General features: G+C 62.8%; 14 protein-coding genes and 1 pseudogene. 5 read left to right on the top strand and 10 right to left on the bottom strand.

The window, feature by feature from the left end:
• The first annotated feature begins 42 nt into the window (after window positions 1-42).
• On the top strand, window positions 43-1,167 hold the full coding sequence (locus tag CAG47_RS26775; protein ID WP_085729277.1) for an agmatine/peptidylarginine deiminase: 1,125 nt from the start codon (window positions 43-45) through the stop codon (window positions 1,165-1,167).
• Between the two features lie 155 nt (window positions 1,168-1,322).
• On the opposite strand, the gene CAG47_RS26780 is transcribed toward CAG47_RS26775, so the two are convergent.
• The 9 genes and pseudogenes from CAG47_RS26780 to CAG47_RS26820 all read right to left on the bottom strand — a co-directional run bounded on the left by CAG47_RS26780 (window position 1,323) and on the right by CAG47_RS26820 (window position 11,148).
• Window positions 1,323-1,751 carry a nuclear transport factor 2 family protein gene (locus CAG47_RS26780; protein WP_085729279.1) on the bottom strand — a complete coding sequence of 143 codons (429 nt, stop codon included), beginning with the start codon at window positions 1,749-1,751 and terminating at the stop codon, window positions 1,323-1,325.
• The gene (locus CAG47_RS26785; protein WP_085729281.1) at window positions 1,744-2,487 is read right to left on the bottom strand and encodes an SGNH/GDSL hydrolase family protein; all 744 of its coding nucleotides are present in this window, start codon (window positions 2,485-2,487) and stop codon (window positions 1,744-1,746) included. Before CAG47_RS26785 ends, CAG47_RS26780 begins: the two co-directional genes overlap by 8 nt.
• 6 nt (window positions 2,488-2,493) lie before the next feature.
• Window positions 2,494-3,066 (bottom strand): chorismate mutase, encoded by a 573-nt coding sequence (locus CAG47_RS26790; protein WP_085729283.1) that lies wholly within the window; start codon window positions 3,064-3,066, stop codon window positions 2,494-2,496.
• 81 nt (window positions 3,067-3,147) lie between these two features.
• The gene (locus tag CAG47_RS26795) at window positions 3,148-3,438 is read right to left on the bottom strand and encodes a hypothetical protein (RefSeq protein ID WP_085729285.1); all 291 of its coding nucleotides are present in this window, start codon (window positions 3,436-3,438) and stop codon (window positions 3,148-3,150) included.
• Window positions 3,439-3,596: 158 nt separating this feature from the next.
• On the bottom strand, window positions 3,597-5,150 hold the full coding sequence (locus CAG47_RS26800; RefSeq protein ID WP_085729303.1) for an amino acid permease: 1,554 nt from the start codon (window positions 5,148-5,150) through the stop codon (window positions 3,597-3,599).
• Between the two features lie 175 nt (window positions 5,151-5,325).
• Entirely contained in the window at window positions 5,326-6,486 is a 1,161-nt protein-coding gene (locus CAG47_RS26805; RefSeq protein ID WP_085729287.1) for an iron-containing alcohol dehydrogenase, read from the bottom strand.
• A 3-nt stretch (window positions 6,487-6,489) separates the two neighbouring features.
• Window positions 6,490-7,881, bottom strand: a complete 1,392-nt coding sequence (locus CAG47_RS26810) for an aldehyde dehydrogenase family protein (protein WP_085729289.1) — start codon at window positions 7,879-7,881, stop codon at window positions 6,490-6,492.
• 7 nt (window positions 7,882-7,888) lie between these two features.
• Window positions 7,889-9,263, bottom strand: a pseudogene (locus tag CAG47_RS26815) (glutamine synthetase family protein).
• A gap of 295 nt (window positions 9,264-9,558) precedes the next feature.
• Window positions 9,559-11,148: a winged helix-turn-helix domain-containing tetratricopeptide repeat protein gene (locus CAG47_RS26820; RefSeq protein ID WP_085729305.1), complete on the bottom strand. Its 1,590-nt coding sequence runs from the start codon at window positions 11,146-11,148 to the stop codon at window positions 9,559-9,561.
• Between the two features lie 214 nt (window positions 11,149-11,362).
• Here CAG47_RS26820 and CAG47_RS26825 point away from each other — a divergent pair, with 214 nt between their 5' ends.
• The 4 genes from CAG47_RS26825 to CAG47_RS26840 all read left to right on the top strand — a co-directional run bounded on the left by CAG47_RS26825 (window position 11,363) and on the right by CAG47_RS26840 (window position 15,326).
• A complete protein-coding gene (locus CAG47_RS26825) occupies window positions 11,363-12,115 on the top strand; it encodes an SDR family oxidoreductase (RefSeq protein ID WP_085729291.1) in 753 nt (250 codons plus the stop codon).
• 39 nt (window positions 12,116-12,154) lie between these two features.
• Window positions 12,155-12,568 (top strand): cupin domain-containing protein, encoded by a 414-nt coding sequence (locus CAG47_RS26830; RefSeq protein WP_085729293.1) that lies wholly within the window; start codon window positions 12,155-12,157, stop codon window positions 12,566-12,568.
• A 92-nt stretch (window positions 12,569-12,660) separates the two neighbouring features.
• Entirely contained in the window at window positions 12,661-13,758 is a 1,098-nt protein-coding gene (locus tag CAG47_RS26835) for an HlyD family secretion protein (protein ID WP_085729295.1), read from the top strand.
• Entirely contained in the window at window positions 13,755-15,326 is a 1,572-nt protein-coding gene (locus tag CAG47_RS26840) for a DHA2 family efflux MFS transporter permease subunit (RefSeq protein WP_085729297.1), read from the top strand. Before CAG47_RS26835 ends, CAG47_RS26840 begins: the two co-directional genes overlap by 4 nt.
• Window positions 15,327-15,392: 66 nt before the next feature.
• On the opposite strand, the gene CAG47_RS26845 is transcribed toward CAG47_RS26840, so the two are convergent.
• A complete protein-coding gene (locus CAG47_RS26845) occupies window positions 15,393-15,794 on the bottom strand; it encodes a hypothetical protein (protein ID WP_085729301.1) in 402 nt (133 codons plus the stop codon).
• Between the last annotated feature and the right edge of the window lie 771 nt (window positions 15,795-16,565).

The raw sequence follows: 16,565 nt of genomic DNA on the forward strand, positions 1-16,565 counted from the left end.
TCGGCCCGAGGGCCGGCCACACCCCGGATTTCAGGAAAACACATGCCGACACGTCGAACATTCATCAAGCAGGTATCAGTCGTCGCCGGATTGGGTGCGATGGCGTCCATGGAATTGGGCCTGGTGTCCATGCCGGCGCGAGCGGCCGGCAAAGGCAATTGGTACATGCCCGATGAAGGGGACAAACACCAGCGGGCCTTCATCGCCTTTGGGGCGCAGGCCGCGATCTGGGAAGATTTCACGCCCCACGTGCAAGACGCCCTTGGCCTGATCGCCCGTACCATCGCCGAATACGAGCCGGTCACCGTGTTCTGTCGCCAGAGCGAACGGCGCCTGGCCGAAGCCAAATGCGGCAGCCACAACACCACCTTTGTGATCGCCGAGCTGGACGACATCTGGATGCGCGACATCGGCGCCAATTTTGTCGTCGACGGCAACGGCGATCTCGGCGCCGTGGACTTCAACTTCAACGGTTGGGGCAACAAACAGCAGCATGAAGAGGATGCGCAGCTGGCAGCGCTGGTCGCGGAAAACGCCAAGGCCGATTACCAGCGCAGTGAGCTGGTGGGCGAGGGTGGCGGCATCGAAGTGGATGGCCACGGCACCGGGATCATGACCGAAAGCAGCTGGATCAACCGCAATCGCAATCCCGACTGGAGCAAGGCCGAGGTCGAAGCGGAACTGAAGGAACGCCTGGGCCTGCGCAAGATCATCTGGCTGCCGGGTATCAAGGGCAAGGACATCACCGACGCCCACGTCGACTTCTATGCGCGCTTCGTCAAGCCTGGCGTGGTCATCGCCAACCTCGACAACGACCCCGAGTCCTACGACTACAAGGTCACTCGCGCCCACCTGGACATCCTGGAAAACGCTACCGATGCCGATGGCCGCAAGTTGCAGGTGCATACCCTGTCGCCGCCGCTCAAGCCGCGCAACAGCGACTTCAGCAAGGACAACCAGGACTTCGCCGCCGGCTACATCAACTACTTCGTGATCAATGGCGCGATCATCGCACCGCAGTTCGGCGACAAGGAAGCGGATGCCAAGGCCTTCGACCTGCTGTCCGAACTCTACCCGGACCGTGAAGTGGTGCAACTGAACATCGACGCCATCTCCGCGGGCGGAGGCGGCATTCACTGCGTGACGAGCCATCAACCGATGGCGTGACAATTTCAGGTCCTGCACAAAACCTGTAGGAGCGAGCATGCTCGCGATTGCGGTGGGTCAGTTAACGAGATGTTGCCTGACACTCCCTCATCGCGAGCATGCTCGCTCCTACAGAGGATTTAGAGGATTTAGAGGATTTGGGGGATTCAGAGGTATCAGGCCTTGCTGGCCTTCAAGTAAGCCCCCAACCGCCGTCCCATTTCCTCACCCAACGCCTGCAAGCCAGTGAACGGGCGCACCATCACTTCAAACTCGACAATCTTGCCCTGTTCGTTGAAGCGGATCATGTCGATGCCCTTGAGCTCTTTCTCGCCGACTTTGGCGCTGAACTCGAGGATCACATTCAAGCCATCCGCCGTCGCCAGTTCGCGGTGATAGGCAAAATCCTCGAATACGTTCACGACCGTGTTGAGGATCATCGACACCACCGGTGCCCCCGGATACGGCTTGTGCGCCATCGGCGAACGGAACACTGCCTGCGGATCGAGCATGTCGGGCAGGCGGCTCAAGTCGCGTTCGCCGATCATCGCGTGCCACTGCTTCAGGGACGCTGCGACATTGGGGTTAAGGTTCAACTCAGTCATCTTCAACTCCTGTTTTTATTGTTGTGGTGCGAAAGCGTTGGTCAATGGCCCGGGCGGCATCGCCGGCCCATTGATGGTAAAGCATCGGCCCCGGATGAAAGCCATCGCTGGCCATCAGGCCCGGTTCGGGTGCCAGTGGGGTGCTCAGCATCGTACATTGATCCACCCGCTCTGCCAGATCCGCCAAATGTGCGTTGAAGCGACGGGCCCTGAACCCCAGAAACCAGCGCAAGGGTTGCGGCAGGGCAGGGAACAGGTGCATCGGCGGCAGCGGCGATAGCACAATCTGCCTCACCGCGAATTTGTCGCACAACAGCGCCATCAAGCGCCGTTGCCGAGCGAGCCACTGATCCAGGCCAAGTGAGCTGGTGACATCGTTGACGCCGATCGACAACAGCGCCACATCGAACGGTTCGGGTGTGTGCTGTTCGAGCAGCTCCAGCAACCCTTGCGAATCCAGGCCGGAGCGCGCCCAGAGTTTCCACCCCACCCGATAATCCTCGGCCAAGCGCTCGACCAACCGGCCGCAGAGGGCTTCACCTTGAGTCGCAGCGCCCACGCCCGCAGCGGCGCTGTCACCGACAATCAACAAGCGCAGAGTCTCGCCACTGCCGGCCTCGCCCTGGCGTTCACCTTCGGCCTCCGGCAATTTCGGCGTCACCCGTCGCGTGTACAGGCCTTGTACCAGCAACAACGGGCCGAGGAGGATTTTGGCAAGGGTTTCAGTGTGGTTCATTTGAGGTTATCGCCCAGCGATACACAGCTCTCCGGTCGCACGAATCATCGCCTGGCCATGCAGGTAATCCTTGATCAACGCGGAGCGTTCGGTGGCCAGCCATTGCGGGCAGTTCGGGTCTTTACGGTAGGGCAGGAACGCGGCGTACTGCGTAAGCAGCAGGTCTTGCAGCGTGTCGAGCTTGGGTCGGATGTCGCTTTTGAGGTCCGGTCGTGGCGTGTCCGGTGCCTTGTGCGCCGCTTGCCATTGCGCGAGCCGGCCGTATTGCACCAGTTTGCTGGCTTCGATCTGGGCGGCGATGAAGTCGGCGACGTCGTCGGGGTCGAGCTTGCGCTGGGTGGCTTGCGCACGGGCGTTGGCAATGACTTGCGCCTCTCGGGCGTTGTCCTGGATCGGCTTGCCGCTGTCCCACTTGGTCAGCGCCACCAGCTCACTGATGTACAACCGCTCATTCATCGTTGCCAGCAGCGGTTGCAAGGCATCGGGCGCCGGGGGTGTGGCGCTGGCCTGGACACCGCCAGCGAGCAAGCCGATCAGGGTGCAGGCCAACCAGAGCGGCAGGTGTGGGGAACGGGGCATGGACGGAATCTCCTTGGGTGCAGAAATCACTCCGGCCTGTGTATCACAAGTGCGGGCAAGGAACGATAGGTTGCGAAGGACTCAGGCGAGCAGCCGTTCAATCTGCGCCAGCTCCCAGGTGCTGAGCAAACTGACCGGGTCGGTACCGAAGCGCTGCCGGTTGTCGAACGCATATTCGCGGCCATCGGGGCATTGGCCGTGCAGGCAGTGACGCAAGTGGCCGGCATCGACCTCGAGCGTCAGGCGCCAGCCATCGATGTCGACCTGTACATCGCCTGATGCGCTGTGTTCATCGAGACGCTTGAAGGCGCGAATGCCCTGGGCGGCGTCACGCAACTGCTGGTAAACCTCGCGGGCGGTGAGGGTGGGCACAGGTGTCTCCGGGGTGGAATCGGGGAGGCACAGGATAATTCATCGGCGGGCAAAAAAACCGGGACTCTGTAGGAGCGAGCATGCTCGCGATGAGGGAGTGTCAGTCAACATCTTGTTCACTGACCCGCCGCCATCGCGAGCTTGCTCGCTCCTACAGGTTACTTGCGGTTCAACGCGGCTTCGGCCGCGGCAATTTCAGCCTGGCGCTTGACGATCATGTCGCCCACTGGCGGCCCCTGGAAACGCCGGGCTTCAAACCCGAACCAGACGATGGCCGTCAGCACCAGGAAACCGATGGTGATGTACAGCGCCCAATCGTTCGGTGGCTGGATGCCGATGACGAAAATGATGATCATCGACAGGATCGAGAGAATGGCGAACACCGAATACCAGAAACGCCCCATGTTCCACGGCCCCATGGTCGGCCACTTCGACGTCCCGTAGGTGAACAGGCCGAGCACGATGGGGATGGCGAAGGAGAAGAACAGGAAGATCACCGTGCAGGACACCACGATCGTGTAGACCGGTGTTGCCCCGACCGAGATCACCGACGAGCCCCAGTCGAACAGTACGGCCAGGGTGGCACCGGTCCAGATGGCCGCCACCGGGCTGCGGAAGGTCGGTGAAACCGAGGCCAGGGCCTTCGAGCAGGGCAGGCCACCGTCCCGTGAGAACGCGAAGATCATCCGCGATACCGAGGTCACCGTGGCCAGCCCGCAGAGCACCTGCGAGATGAAAATCGCCACGTAGAGCACCAGCTTCAAGGTCGGGTTGACCTGGGTGTTCATGGCCCAGAAAAACACGTTCCAGCCTTGCTTGGCCGCCTCGTCCATGTTCGGCAGCATCAGCACGAACGCGCTGAGCATCAGCCAGCCGAACAGCAACGACCAGACCACCGACATGACCATGCCGCGCGGCACCGACATGGCCGCATTGCGGGTTTCCTCGGAGGTATGCGCCGAGGCGTCGTAGCCGGTGATGGTGTAGATCGGCAGCAGCAGGCCGAGCATGAAAATCCAGCCATTGGAGACCTGCGGCCAGACGCTGCCGCCCGCTTCGCCGGAATAGTTGCTGAAGGTCCACAACCGGGCGAACTCGTAGCTGGGTGCCGAGATCAGGCAGACGATGGTCAGTGCCAGCGCCGTGGCGAAGATCAGGTAACCGGAGAAGTCGGTGAGCTTTGCCGTCAGGCCGATGCCCAAGTGGTTGCACAGGGCCTGTAGGCCGGTGAGGATCGCCAGGAAAATCACCCGGACCGTGGTCGTGTCCTCCATGCCCAGCGCCGGTCCGAAGGCACCGAAAAAGAAGTAATAGGTGCCGACGTTGATCGCCCCCAGCACCGTGACCAGCCCCAGCAGGTTGAACCACGCGGTCAGCCAGCCAGTGAAGCGGTTACCCAGGATCGAGCCCCAGTGGTACAGGCCGCCAGCGGTGGGGTAGGCCGAGGAAATCTGCGCCATGGCCATGGCGAACACCCCGGAAATCAGGCAGCCGATCGGCCAGCCGATGCCGATGGAGATGCCCCCCGCGCCCGAGGTGCCCTGGGCCAGCGAATTGATGCCGCCCGAGAGGATGCAGATGATCGAAAAGGAAATGGCGAAGTTGGAGAAGACCCCCATTCGTCGTGAGAGTTGCTGGGCGTAGCCCATGCTGTGCAGCACCTTGACGTCATCGTCGTGCGCGTCGGTGCCCGACTGGCTTGCTGGGTTCATCATGTGTGCCCCTTTGCAGGTTTTGAACAGGCCGAACAGAGCCGCCGTAGGCTCGACCTTGGTTTTCTGTAGGAGCGAGCAAGCTCGCGATGGACGACTGAACACCGCGGGGTGTCAGGCATCCAGCGTTATCGTTGGCGACCATCGCGAGCTTGCCGCAAGCGGGCGCTCGCTCCTACAGACGGCCGTGGAGTGCCGCGTCGAAAATCCTGGTCACGCCGTCCTTGGTCAATGGCAACGGGTTGCCTCCGGCTGAGGGGTCGACAATCGCCATGTCCGCGATCAGGTCGGCCTGCCGGTCGTCCACGCCCAGTTCAACCAGGGTATGGGGCACGCCGATGTCCTTGCGCAATTTGAGGACGAAGGCCTGGAAACTGTCGAACCCCGGGGAGGGCAGGCGCAGGTAGGCTGCCAGGCGGGTGATGCGTTCCTCGATGGCCGAGCGATTGAACTGCAGGACATAGGGCATGAAGGTGGCGTTGGTCATGCCGTGATGGGTGTCGTACAGCGCACCCACCGGATGCGAGAGCGCATGCATCCCGCCCAGGCCTTTCTGGAATGCCGTGGCGCCCATCGCCGCCGCCGCGAGCATTTGCGCACGCGCCTCGAGGTCCGACGGCGTGTGCACCGCCTTCACCAGTGAGTTGGCCACCAGGCGTATGCCTTCCACGGCAATGCCATCGGCCAGCGGATGAAAGCCGGGGGCGCAGTACGCTTCCAGGCAGTGGGCGAAGGCATCCATGCCGGTGCCGGCGGTGATTTTCGCCGGCATGCCGACAGTGAGTGCCGGGTCGCTGATCACCACGCGCGGCATCATTTTCGGGTGGAAGATGATGCGTTTGGTGTGGGTGCGCTCGTCGATGATCACCGCCGCGCGACCGACTTCCGATCCTGTCCCGGCCGTGGTCGGCACGGCAATGACCGGGGCGATGCGGCTGTCGTCGGCGCGGGTCCAGTAGTCGCCGATGTCTTCGAAATCCCAGACCGGGCGAGTCTGGCCGCTCATGAAGGCAATGAGTTTGCCCATGTCCAGGCCGCTGCCGCCGCCGAAAGCGATCACGCCATCGTGCTGGCCTTCGCGCCAGGCTTCGAGCCCGCCGGCAAGGTTGGCTTCCACCGGGTTGGGCTTGAGGTCACAGAACAGCGCCACGCCAAGGCCGGCGGCCCGCAATGCGTCCAGCGCCGCCGTGGTGATCGGCGCGCGCGCCAGGCCGCTGTCGGTCACCAGCAAGGGGCGCTGGATACCCTGGCTGCGGCAGACCTCGGCCAACTCGGCGATGCGCCCGACACCGAACCGCACGCTGGTGGGGTAGTTCCAGTTTCCTGTCAGGTTCATGGTCTACACCTCGTGACGCAGATGAAAGGATTTGGCCCGGGTCAGGTGCTCGTAGCCCAGTGGCGACAGAGTGACGCCGCGCCCGCTGTTCTTCACGCCGGTCCAGGCCAGTGCCGGGTCCAGGTAATCGCAGCGGTTCATGAACAGGGTGCCGGTGGCGATCTCGCTGCCCAGGCGTTCGGCCGCCGCCAGGTCGCGGGTCCAGATGGACGCGCTGAGCCCGAACTCACTGTCGTTCATCAAGGCGATGGCTTCTTCGTCGCTGGCCACCGGCATGATGCCGACCACCGGGCCAAAGCTTTCGTCGCGCATGACCGACATTCGATGGTCCACGTCCACCAGCACTTGTGGCGCCAGGTAGGCGCTGCCTGGCACGTCGGCGGGAAAGGACCGGGCATCGATCAGTGCCGTCGCGCCCTGGGCCAGCGCTTCGGCGATCTGGCCACGAACGAAGAATGCGGCGCCCGGTGTCACCAGCGGACCGAGGGTCGTGGCCTTGTCCAGCGGGTTGCCCAGCACGTACTGGCGGGTCAGTTCGGCGAAGCGCTGGACAAACACCGGGAAGATTTTCCGGTCGACGTAGATGCGTTCCACGGCGCAGCAACTCTGCCCGGAATTGAAGAAGCTGCCGTCCACCAGATTTTCCACGGCATGTTCAAGGTTGGCGTCTGCGCGGACATAGGCCGGGTCTTTTCCGCCGAGCTCCAGGCCCATGCCGAGAAATTGTCCGCCGGCGGCGCTTTCCATGACTTTGCCGGCCTCCACGGAGCCGGTGAAGTTAACTTGCTGCACGCGCCCGCCAGCAATGATCGCCCCGGTCGACACATGGTCGAGCAGCAGATTCTGGAACAACCCCTCAGGCAGTTTTGCGCGACCCATGGCCTCGGCGAAACGCTCACCCACCAGCAGGGTTTGCGACGCGTGCTTGAGGATCACGCTGTTGCCGGCCATCAGTGCCGGAATGATGGTGTTCACCGCTGTCAGATAGGGGTAGTTCCACGGGGCAATCACCAGCACCGTGCCCAGCGGCTCGCGTTTGATATAGCGCCGAAACCCCGCCACAGGCACCGGCTCCACTGTGGCCAGGGCTTGCGGCGCGATGGCGATCATGTGCCGGGCGCGTTCGGCAAAGCCGCGCAGCTCGCCGGCGCCAAAACGCACCGGACGGCCCATCTGCCAGGCCAGTTCCGGCACGATGTCGGCCTGCATCGACAGCATTGCGTCCACCGCGGCGCTGCAGAACGCTGCGCGTTCGCTCAGCGGGCGGCGTTGCCATGAGGCTTGTGCACTGGCAGCGGCCGTCAACGCCTGTTCGACCTGCGCCGCATCGGCCACCTCGCGTTCGGCGTACACCCGGCCGTCGACCGGGGAGATCAGTTGAACCTTCGCAGTCATGATGTTCTCAATAGCGCTCGAAGCCGCGCTGCAATTCCCAGTCGGTGATTCGCCGGTCGTACTCTTTCTGTTCCCACTCGGCGGTGTGCACGTAATGGTCGACCACTTCGTCGCCAAAGGCTCCGCGCAACATACTGGAGGCCTTGAGGGCGGCGCTCGCCTCGCGCAGGGTCTTGGACACTTCCGGCAAATGCTCATCCATGTAGGCGTCGCCTTCGAACGGCGGTGCGAGATCGAGTTTCTCGTCGATACCCGCCAGGCCCGCCGCGATCAGTGCGGCAAAGGCCAGGTAGGGGTTGAGGTCGGCACCGCCGATGCGGCATTCGATGCGGATCGACTTGCTGCCTTCGGCACACAAGCGAAAGCCGGCGGTGCGATTGTCGCGGCTCCACACCGCCCGCGTCGGCGCAAAAGTGCCAGCCTGGAAGCGCTTGTAGGAGTTGATATAGGGCGCGAGGAAACAGGTGATGTCGTTGGCGTATTTGAGCTGCCCGGCGACCCAGGCACGCATCAGTTTCGACATGCCGAACTCGGCTTTGGCATCGAAGAACAGCGGCTTTTTGGCGTTCTTGTCCCACAGCGAATTATGGATATGGCTGCTGGAGCCGGCGGCATCGTAGCGCCACTTGGCCATGAAGGTGATCGCCTTGCCCTGCAACTGCGCGATCTCTTTGCAGGCATGCTTGATGATGACGTGGTGGTCGGCCATGGTCATGGCATCGGCGTAGCGGATGTTGATTTCTTCCTGGCCCGGGCCCCATTCCCCCTTGGAGTTTTCCACGGGAATGCCCGAGGCCTGCAAATGCTTGCGAATCGCCCGCAGCACCGGCTCTTCGCGGGTGGTCTGGAGGATGTTGTAGTCCTCGATGTAATGGCCGGCGGTTTTCGGTTTGTGATAGTTGCGCTTGTGGATCGTCTCGTAACTCTCGTCGAACAGATAGAACTCGAGCTCGGAGGCAAACATGCCGGTATAGCCGCGCTCGCGCAGGCGCTCGACCTGTTTTTTCAGAATCGCCCGGGGGCTGTGGGGGCAGGTCCTGGCGGTGGTGGTGATCGAGCACGTCGCACAGCACCAGGGCCGTGCATTCCAGCCAGGGCACGCGCCGCAGGGTGGACATGTCCGGCTTGAGCACGAAATCGCCGTAGCCCTTGCTCCAACTGGCCGCGGCGTAACCGGGCACCGGCTCCATGTCGATGTCGTCGGCCAACAGGTAATTGCAGCAGTGGGTTTCTTCGTGGCCGCTGTCGATGAAGAACTCGACCTGGAAGCGCTTGCCGACCAGTCGGCCCTGCATGTCGACCATGCAGACCAGCACGGTGTCGATTTCGCCGGCGGCAGCGGCGCGCTTGAGTGCATCAAAGCTGAGGAGGGGCTCTGTCATCACGTCGATCCTGCGTGAAAGGTTTGGGCCAGTCTGAGATCGCTGTTGCAGACGCTCTCCAGAAACATCCAAAACCTGCAGAACCGAGCATCATGAGCAACGAGTTGCTCAAAGCTTAGCCTACTGTTGCAACTGTGCTCCTTGTAGGAGCGAGCATGCTCGCGATGGTCGTCAACGATAACGCGTGATTACTGGCTGAACGCGGCGCTCTTGCGTCCATCGCGAGCATGCTCGCTCCTACAGGTGCAGGTGCAGGTGCAGGTGCAGGTGCAGGTACGGGCAAGGCGGGGCGTTCTTACTCTGGCAAGCCTGCCAGGCGCAGGCCATCGACGAGGCGGGCGAAGTCTTCGGGTCGCTGGATTGGCAGCCAGTCCTTGAGGGTGCACAGGCGCAAAGAGGGGTCGAGCTTTTGCAGGCGTTGCATCGCCAGACTCGCTTTATCCATTCGATCGCCGAGCGCATGACTGGCCGCCACCAATGCCGCCGCAACCAGCAGGCTGGGCAGGTTGCCCAGGGCCTTTTCCGCCCAGTCCGCCGCGTCATTGAAGTGCCCGGCGAAGAACAGCGCGAGCGCCATCCCCACCTGCATCCTGAACATTTCCGGGTCCAGCGGACTCAAGCGAACGGCATGGTTCAGATGCTCGATGGCGGCGTCTGTTTCACCGTGCAGCGCCCGCAGGATACCGCCCAGAAACCAGGCGGGGGCGAGGTTGGGATTGAGCAGGCGGGCCCTGTCGAGCAGGGCGATACCGGCGTCGACTTCGCCGGCAAGATGAGCCAGGGCATGTCCGCCGCGGGTCAGCGCGACGGCATCCTCGCGGCCGAGGGTCACCGCCAGGCGCGCCAGCCGTATGCCCTCGGCGATTTCCGCAGGTTGATCGGACATCCAGCCATTGATCTTGCGCCAGAAATGGCACCAGGCGGCCATGCCATAGGCCGAGGAAAATTCCGCGTCGAGTTCGATGGCCTTGTAGAACATCGGCAGCGCCTGCTCGATGGCTTCCCGGCTGCCGCTGTGCAGTTTTGCCATGGCGCGCAGGTAATAGTCGTAGGCGTCCAGGCTTTCCGTCGGCTTGCGCTTGGCGCGTTCGATTTCCGCCCGTTCCAGTTGTGGCGCGATTGCACCGACAACGCTTTCGGTGACTTGGTCCTGCAGCTCGAAGATATCGTCGAGCAGGCCTTCGAAGCGCTCCGCCCAGATGTGCGTCCCGCTCGTCGCGTCGATCAATTGTCCGGTTATGCGCACCTTGTTCCCGCACTTTCGCACGCTGCCTTCGAGTACGTAGCGAACCCCCAGCGCCTGGCCAACGCCCTGGGCGTCCACCGCCTGGCCCTTGTAGGTGAAGCTCGAATTGCGTGCGATCACGAACAGCCAGCGGATACGCGACAGGGCGGCGATGATGTCTTCCACTATGCCGTCTGCGAAGTATTCCTGCTCCGGGTCGCCGCTCAGGTTCTGGAAAGGCAGGACGGTGATCGAGGGTTTTTCCGGCAGGACGAGGGTAGAGGAGGGGATTGGATTCGATGCGGCAGTCGAACCCTCATCGATCTCAGGCTGTTGCGCTTGCCCGGTCATGTCGCCATTGATCCGGCCCACGAAGCGGTAGCCCTTGCGGGCGACAGTGCGCACCAGGCGCTGCTCCTCACCGGTGTCACCGATGGCCTTGCGCACCGCATTGATGTGGCTGGTGACCGTCGATTCCGAAACGATCCGTTCACCCCATACCGCCTTGAGCAATTCGTCCTTGCTGACGACGCGGTCGGGGTTGGTGACGAACAGCAGCAACAGGTCGAAGACCTGCGGGCCGACGGCCACGACCTGCCCGCGCAGGGTCAGCTCCCGACGCTCCTGATCGAGTACGTAGTCTTCAAACGCGAATGGCAAGTTGAGCATCCCCTGACGAAGCGCCCTCAACTCCGTGTTCGAGGCGGCTGGCGGTTGGTAACAGGGGGAGATCATACGGCAGCCCGACCGCCTTGGACATAAATCCAAGCGTTCGCCAAGGTAAACCCAAGCCCGGTGCAAGGACTTGCCCGGTGCAGGCAGGCAATCTCTCTACACCGACGCAATGGTTGCAGTCGACCAGTGGAGAACAGTCATGAAGATCGTCGTCATCGGAGGCTCCGGCCTCATCGGATCGAAACTTGTGAACACCCTGCGCGAGCGCGGCCATGAGGCGCTCGCCGCCAGCCCCAGCACGGGCGTGAACAGCATCACCCGCGAAGGCCTGGCCGAAGCGATGGATGGTGCCGATGTGGTGGTCGACGTGGCGAACGCGCCGTCGTGGGAAGACCAGGCCGTTCTCGATTTCTTTGAAACGTCGAGCCGTAACCTGCTGGCTGCCGAAGCGGCTGCCGGGGTTGGTCATCATGTCGCCCTGTCGATTGTCGGCAGCGAACGGCTGCCCGATACCGGCTATTTCCGCGCCAAGGTCGCGCAGGAGGCCCTTATCAAGGCGTCCGGCATGCCATACAGCATTGTGCGTGCCACGCAGTTCTCCGAGTTTGCCGGCGGCATTGTCCAGTCGTTCGCCGTTGGCGAGGAAATCCATGCTTCGCCGGCGCTGATCCAACCGATAGCGTCCGACGACGTGGTAGCGGCACTGGCCGATGTCGTGCTGGCGGCAGCGCTCAATGGCACGGTTGAAGTGGGTGGCCCGGAGACCATGCCGATCGACGAACTGGCCAGGCGTTATCTGAAAGCGACCCAGGACAACCGCAAGGTCGTGCCGGATGTGCATGCGCGCTACTTCGGTGCGGTGCTCAACGACCAGTCGCTGGTCACCGCAAAGAACGCCCGCCTGGGTGCGATCCGCTTCGACGACTGGTTGGCCCGGTCGACCGCGCAGTAACGGATCGCACCTCACCTTTCCCTACCCAGGAGAAATCCCATGGTTACCCGATTGCTAATGGCCGCGGTCTTCGCCGCGCTCTCGATCAGCGCCGCATCGGCCGCCGAACCACCCCCCGGCAAGGTGACGGTGGTGTTCGACCGTCCCATTCCCAACATCCCGGGCAAGAGCATGCGGGGCGTGGTCGTCGAGTATGGGCCGGGCGCCGCGTCGCCGGCCCACACGCACCCGAAAACGGCCTTCATCTATGCAACGGTGCTGGAGGGCTCGTTCCGCATCCAGGTCAAAGGCCAGCCTGAAAAGATCTACCACGTCGGCGAAAACTTCGTAGAGGAGCCAGGTTCCGTGCATCTGGTCAGCGCCAACGCCAGCGACACCCAACCGGCACGCCTGTTGGCGGTGTTCGTCCTCGACACCGACGAAAAAGTGCTCGTGACACCGATCAAACCGTGAGCCGGTCAACGCGCTCATGAAGGCTCGACAGCCGGGCGGTAGACCCTGCCGCCCGGCTGTCAGGGTTCTTGGTACTGAACAGGATACGAAAAATGAACTCGCTCCAGGACAAGGCCGCCATTGCCACCGGCGCCAGTAGCGCAATGCCTGTGGTCGAGACGCGGCGCAGCAAGCGCAAGACCCTCGGCCTGTTGCTGTGCGTCATGGCCTTGATGGTCGTGGCGGTTTGGGGCGCCATGGCGTTTTCCAGTGGCGTGACCTCGACCGACAACGCGTATGTGCGCGGGGACGTCACCTCGCTGGCCGCCAAGGTCGCCGGTTATGTCACGGCGATCGAGGTCGAGGACAACCAGGCCGTGCACGCGGGGGATGTGCTGTTTCGTATCGATGACCGCGACTATCGCGCCAGACTCGCGCAAGCCGAGGCCAATGTCAGTGCCGCCCAGGCGCGCCTGACCCATGTCGATGCGCAGATCCAGCTTCAACATGCCCTGATCAGGCAGGCCGAAGCGCAACGGCGCTCGGCCACCGCCGACATGAGCCTGGCGGCCAAGACCTACGACCGCAGTCGCAAACTGATCGTCAGCAATGCGGTCAGCCAGGCCCTGGTCGATGAAACCGGCACCGCGCAATCCAGGGCCGTAGCTTCGGTGTCGGCCGCTTCGGCGACGGTCGAGGCGCAAGAGCAGCGCATCACGGTGTTTGTCGCCGAGCGCGAGGCTGCCGTGGCTGCCGTGTCGCAAGCACAGGCCGCGCGCGATCTCGCCCGGATCGAGCTGGAGCACACCGTGGTACACGCACCTGTGGATGGCGTGGTCGGTAACCGTCAGGTTCGTCTCGGCCGCTTCGTCACGCCGGGCGTTTCCCTGCTCGATATCGTGCCGGTCAACGATGTGTGGATCGTGGCGAACTTCAAGGAAACCCAGCTTGAACACATTCGTCCCGGTCAGCCTGTGCGCGTCACGGTCGACGGCTACCCCGATGCGGCACTCGATGGTGTGGTCGACAGCTTTGCACCGGGCAGTGGTTCGGCGTTCAGCCTGCTGCCGCCCGACAACGCCACCGGCAACTTCGTGCGTGTCGTGCAGCGCGTTCCGGTGAAGATTCGCCTGGCTGCCAATCCGCTGCCGGGGCGCATCGTGCCGGGCCTGTCCGCGCGGGTGGAAGTCTCGCCAGGGGCCGGCTCATGAGCCGCGCCAGACCGACCACCGGCATCCTGCTCATCGCGGGCATCGTGCTGGCGGCGTTGACGGAAGCGATCGCCAGCACCGTGCTGGCCCTCGGTCGAGGCGACATCATCGGCGACACCTATGCCACGCCGGACGAGTTCGCCTGGCTGGATGTCGGCTACATCGCGCTCAAATTGGTCGGTTTCATGCTCGCCCCTTGGCTGATGCAGCGGTTTTCGGCGCGTAGCGTGATCATCGGCGCCACCCTGGCCATGGGCCTGGCATGTTGCATGGCTGCCGTTACCGCCAGGCTGGAGCTGCTGATCGCACTGCGCATCCTGCAAGGCTTCGCCGGCGGTGCTTTGCTGGTGGCGGGTCAGGCGCTGATTTTTCGCGGTTATCCGCGCACCCTCCAGCCGATCCTGCAAGCCCTGTTCGCCATGGCGGCCGTGGTTGCGTCCGCGACCCTCGCACCGGCGCTGCAAGGGTGGTTGATCGACAGCCAGTCCTGGACCTGGATTTTCTTCAGTGTGGTGCCGCTGGCCCTGGCCGCGGTGGGCCTCTTGCTCATCGCCGATCACCCCATGCCCGCCCGGGTCCGGCCACCTTCGTTTGACCGGCTCGGGTTCGCGTTGCTCTCTGCGGCCCTGTTCTGTTTCACCTGGGTGCTCAGCCAGGGCAGCCGCTGGGACTGGTTCGAGGAACCGCGCATCCTGATGCTGACGGTGATCGGTGGCGCTGCGCTGCTGGCCTTTCTCGGCCAACAGGTCCTGGCCAATGGCCGGGGGCTGCTCGACTTCAGCCTGTTCAAATCAAGCGATTTCACCTTTGCCTTTTGCGTCAGTTTTGTCGCCGGCGCGGCCTTGTTCGGCAGCGCGTACCTGATCCCGGCGTTCGCCCTGTCGGTGCTCGCATTCACGCCGACCGATGCCGGCCTGCTCCTGTTGCCCAGTGGCGGATTTTTTGTCGGCTCGCTGCTCGTCGCCGCCTATCTGTTCAAGGTTCGCCGCGTGCCGCCTGTGGCGACCGTGCCTTTGGGCATCCTGCTGATCATGGCGGCGATGTGGATGCTGTCCGGCTCCACCGGCGAAAGCGGCGCCGACGACATGATGGCGGCCATCCTGTTGCGCGGACTGGGCCTTGGCTTCCTGTTCCTGTCGATCACCCTGATCGCCTTCAGCCAACTCAACAGCCGCAACCTGGCCAGCGGTATCGGCCTGTTCAATACGGGGCGCCAGTTGGGTGGCTTGATGGGCGTCGCCGGGCTACAGACCCTGATCGACCATCACGTTGTCAGTAATGGCGTGGTCCTCGGTGCCAATGTCACCCCAGGGGGACAGGCGCTCATCGATCGGTTGATGTCTACAACCGCGATGCTGGCAGGCAAGGGCATGGATCAGGCAGCCGCTGGCCGGGCGGCCACAAGTCTGCTGGGCAAAGCCGTGTCAGGTCAGGCGACGGTGATTGCCTTCGATACGGCCTTTTTCGCCGTGGCCCTGCTGTTTGTCTTTGCCGCGCCCATGCTGGTGGGCATCAAGATTGGCCTGGCGCGATACGCGAAAGCCCATGAACAACAGACGTATGGATGACCCCTACGAAAAAGCCCGGCTGTCGAGGCCGGGCTTTTCATTGGGTCCTGCGGTAAAGCACTGCATTCAGACAGCGCGGCTTTCGATCAGACGATCCGAACCGCCTTCAGCGACGCGGTTTTGCAGGAGCTTGTCGGAGCCGCCTTCGGCGACGCGGTTTCGCAGGAGCTTGTCGGAGCCGCCTTCGGCGACGCGGTTTTGCAGGAGCTTGTCGGAGCCGCCTTCGGCGACGCGGTTTTGCAGGAGCTTGTCGGAGCCGCCTTCGGCGACGCGGTTCTGCATCAACTTGTCGGAACCATCGGCGGCAACGCGGTTTTCGATCAGGCGATCGGAACCACCCTCGGCCACACGGCTTTCAATCAGGCGATCCGAACCGCCTTCAGCGACCACAGGTTGAACAGAGGTAGCGGCGAAAGCGTTAACTGCGAAAACCGAGAAAGCGATGCTGAGGAGGGTCTGGCGTTTCATGATGGTGTGCTCCGGGGTGCTGATGGGTTGGTATGGAGCAGATGTTACGCCGGGGATTTTTTAAGAGAACTTCATTGAAATGATGGTGACTATCGACGCTGTCAATGGCTCGCAGATCTCTGTAGGAGCGAGCACGCTCGCGATGGACTCGAGAACACCGCGGGGTGTCAGGCGTCCAGCGTCATCGTTAACCACCATCGTCGGAACGCCGCCCGGAGCGTGCTCGCTCCTACAGTTAGATGTCTGTCATGCAAAAGTTGGCTGTTGGCCACAGATCCCCTGTAGGAGCGAGCACGCTCGCGATGGACTCAAGAACACCGCGGGGTGTCAGGCGTCCAGCGTCATCGTTAACGCCCATCGCGAGCATGCTCGCTCCTACAGTTAGATGTCTGTCATGCAAAAGTTGGCTGTTGGCCACAGATCCCCTGTAGGAGCGAGCACGCTCGCGATGGACTCAAGAACACCGCGGGGTGTCAGGCGTCCAGCATCATCGTTAACCACCATCGCGAGCCTGCTCGCTCCTACAGTTAGATGTCTGTCATGCAAAAGTTGGCTGTTGGCCACAGATCCCCTGTAGGAGCGAGCACGCTCGCGATGGACTCGAGAACGCCGCGGGGTGTCAGGCGTCCAGCGTCATCGTTAACGCCCATCGTCGGAACGCCGCCCGGAGCTTGCTCGCTCCTACATCTATGGTTACCCCCTTTTCTGCAATACTGTTTTTGATGTTGTGTTTGGCTTGCTTTCATCTATCCGGCGTCTGAGTGGGGGTGT

This window comes from Pseudomonas sp. R37(2017) (genome assembly GCF_002113375.1).
In the GTDB taxonomy this organism is placed as follows: Bacteria; Pseudomonadota; Gammaproteobacteria; order Pseudomonadales; family Pseudomonadaceae; genus Aquipseudomonas.

Bases quoted from the DNA above. Each gene is read 5' to 3' on its own strand.
- CAG47_RS26835 (WP_085729295.1), top strand. From the start codon at position 12,661: ATGAACTCGCTCCAGGACAAGGCCGCCATTGCCACCGGCGCCAGTAGC.
- CAG47_RS26810 (WP_085729289.1), bottom strand. From the start codon at position 7,881: ATGACTGCGAAGGTTCAACTGATCTCCCCGGTCGACGGCCGGGTGTAC.
- CAG47_RS26830 (WP_085729293.1), top strand. From the start codon at position 12,155: ATGGTTACCCGATTGCTAATGGCCGCGGTCTTCGCCGCGCTCTCGATC.
- CAG47_RS26780 (WP_085729279.1), bottom strand. From the start codon at position 1,751: ATGACTGAGTTGAACCTTAACCCCAATGTCGCAGCGTCCCTGAAGCAG.
- CAG47_RS26800 (WP_085729303.1), bottom strand. From the start codon at position 5,150: ATGAACCCAGCAAGCCAGTCGGGCACCGACGCGCACGACGATGACGTC.
- CAG47_RS26845 (WP_085729301.1), bottom strand. From the start codon at position 15,794: ATGAAACGCCAGACCCTCCTCAGCATCGCTTTCTCGGTTTTCGCAGTT.
- CAG47_RS26775 (WP_085729277.1), top strand. From the start codon at position 43: ATGCCGACACGTCGAACATTCATCAAGCAGGTATCAGTCGTCGCCGGA.
- CAG47_RS26805 (WP_085729287.1), bottom strand. From the start codon at position 6,486: ATGAACCTGACAGGAAACTGGAACTACCCCACCAGCGTGCGGTTCGGT.
- CAG47_RS26840 (WP_085729297.1), top strand. From the start codon at position 13,755: ATGAGCCGCGCCAGACCGACCACCGGCATCCTGCTCATCGCGGGCATC.
- CAG47_RS26790 (WP_085729283.1), bottom strand. From the start codon at position 3,066: ATGCCCCGTTCCCCACACCTGCCGCTCTGGTTGGCCTGCACCCTGATC.
- CAG47_RS26785 (WP_085729281.1), bottom strand. From the start codon at position 2,487: ATGAACCACACTGAAACCCTTGCCAAAATCCTCCTCGGCCCGTTGTTG.
- CAG47_RS26825 (WP_085729291.1), top strand. From the start codon at position 11,363: ATGAAGATCGTCGTCATCGGAGGCTCCGGCCTCATCGGATCGAAACTT.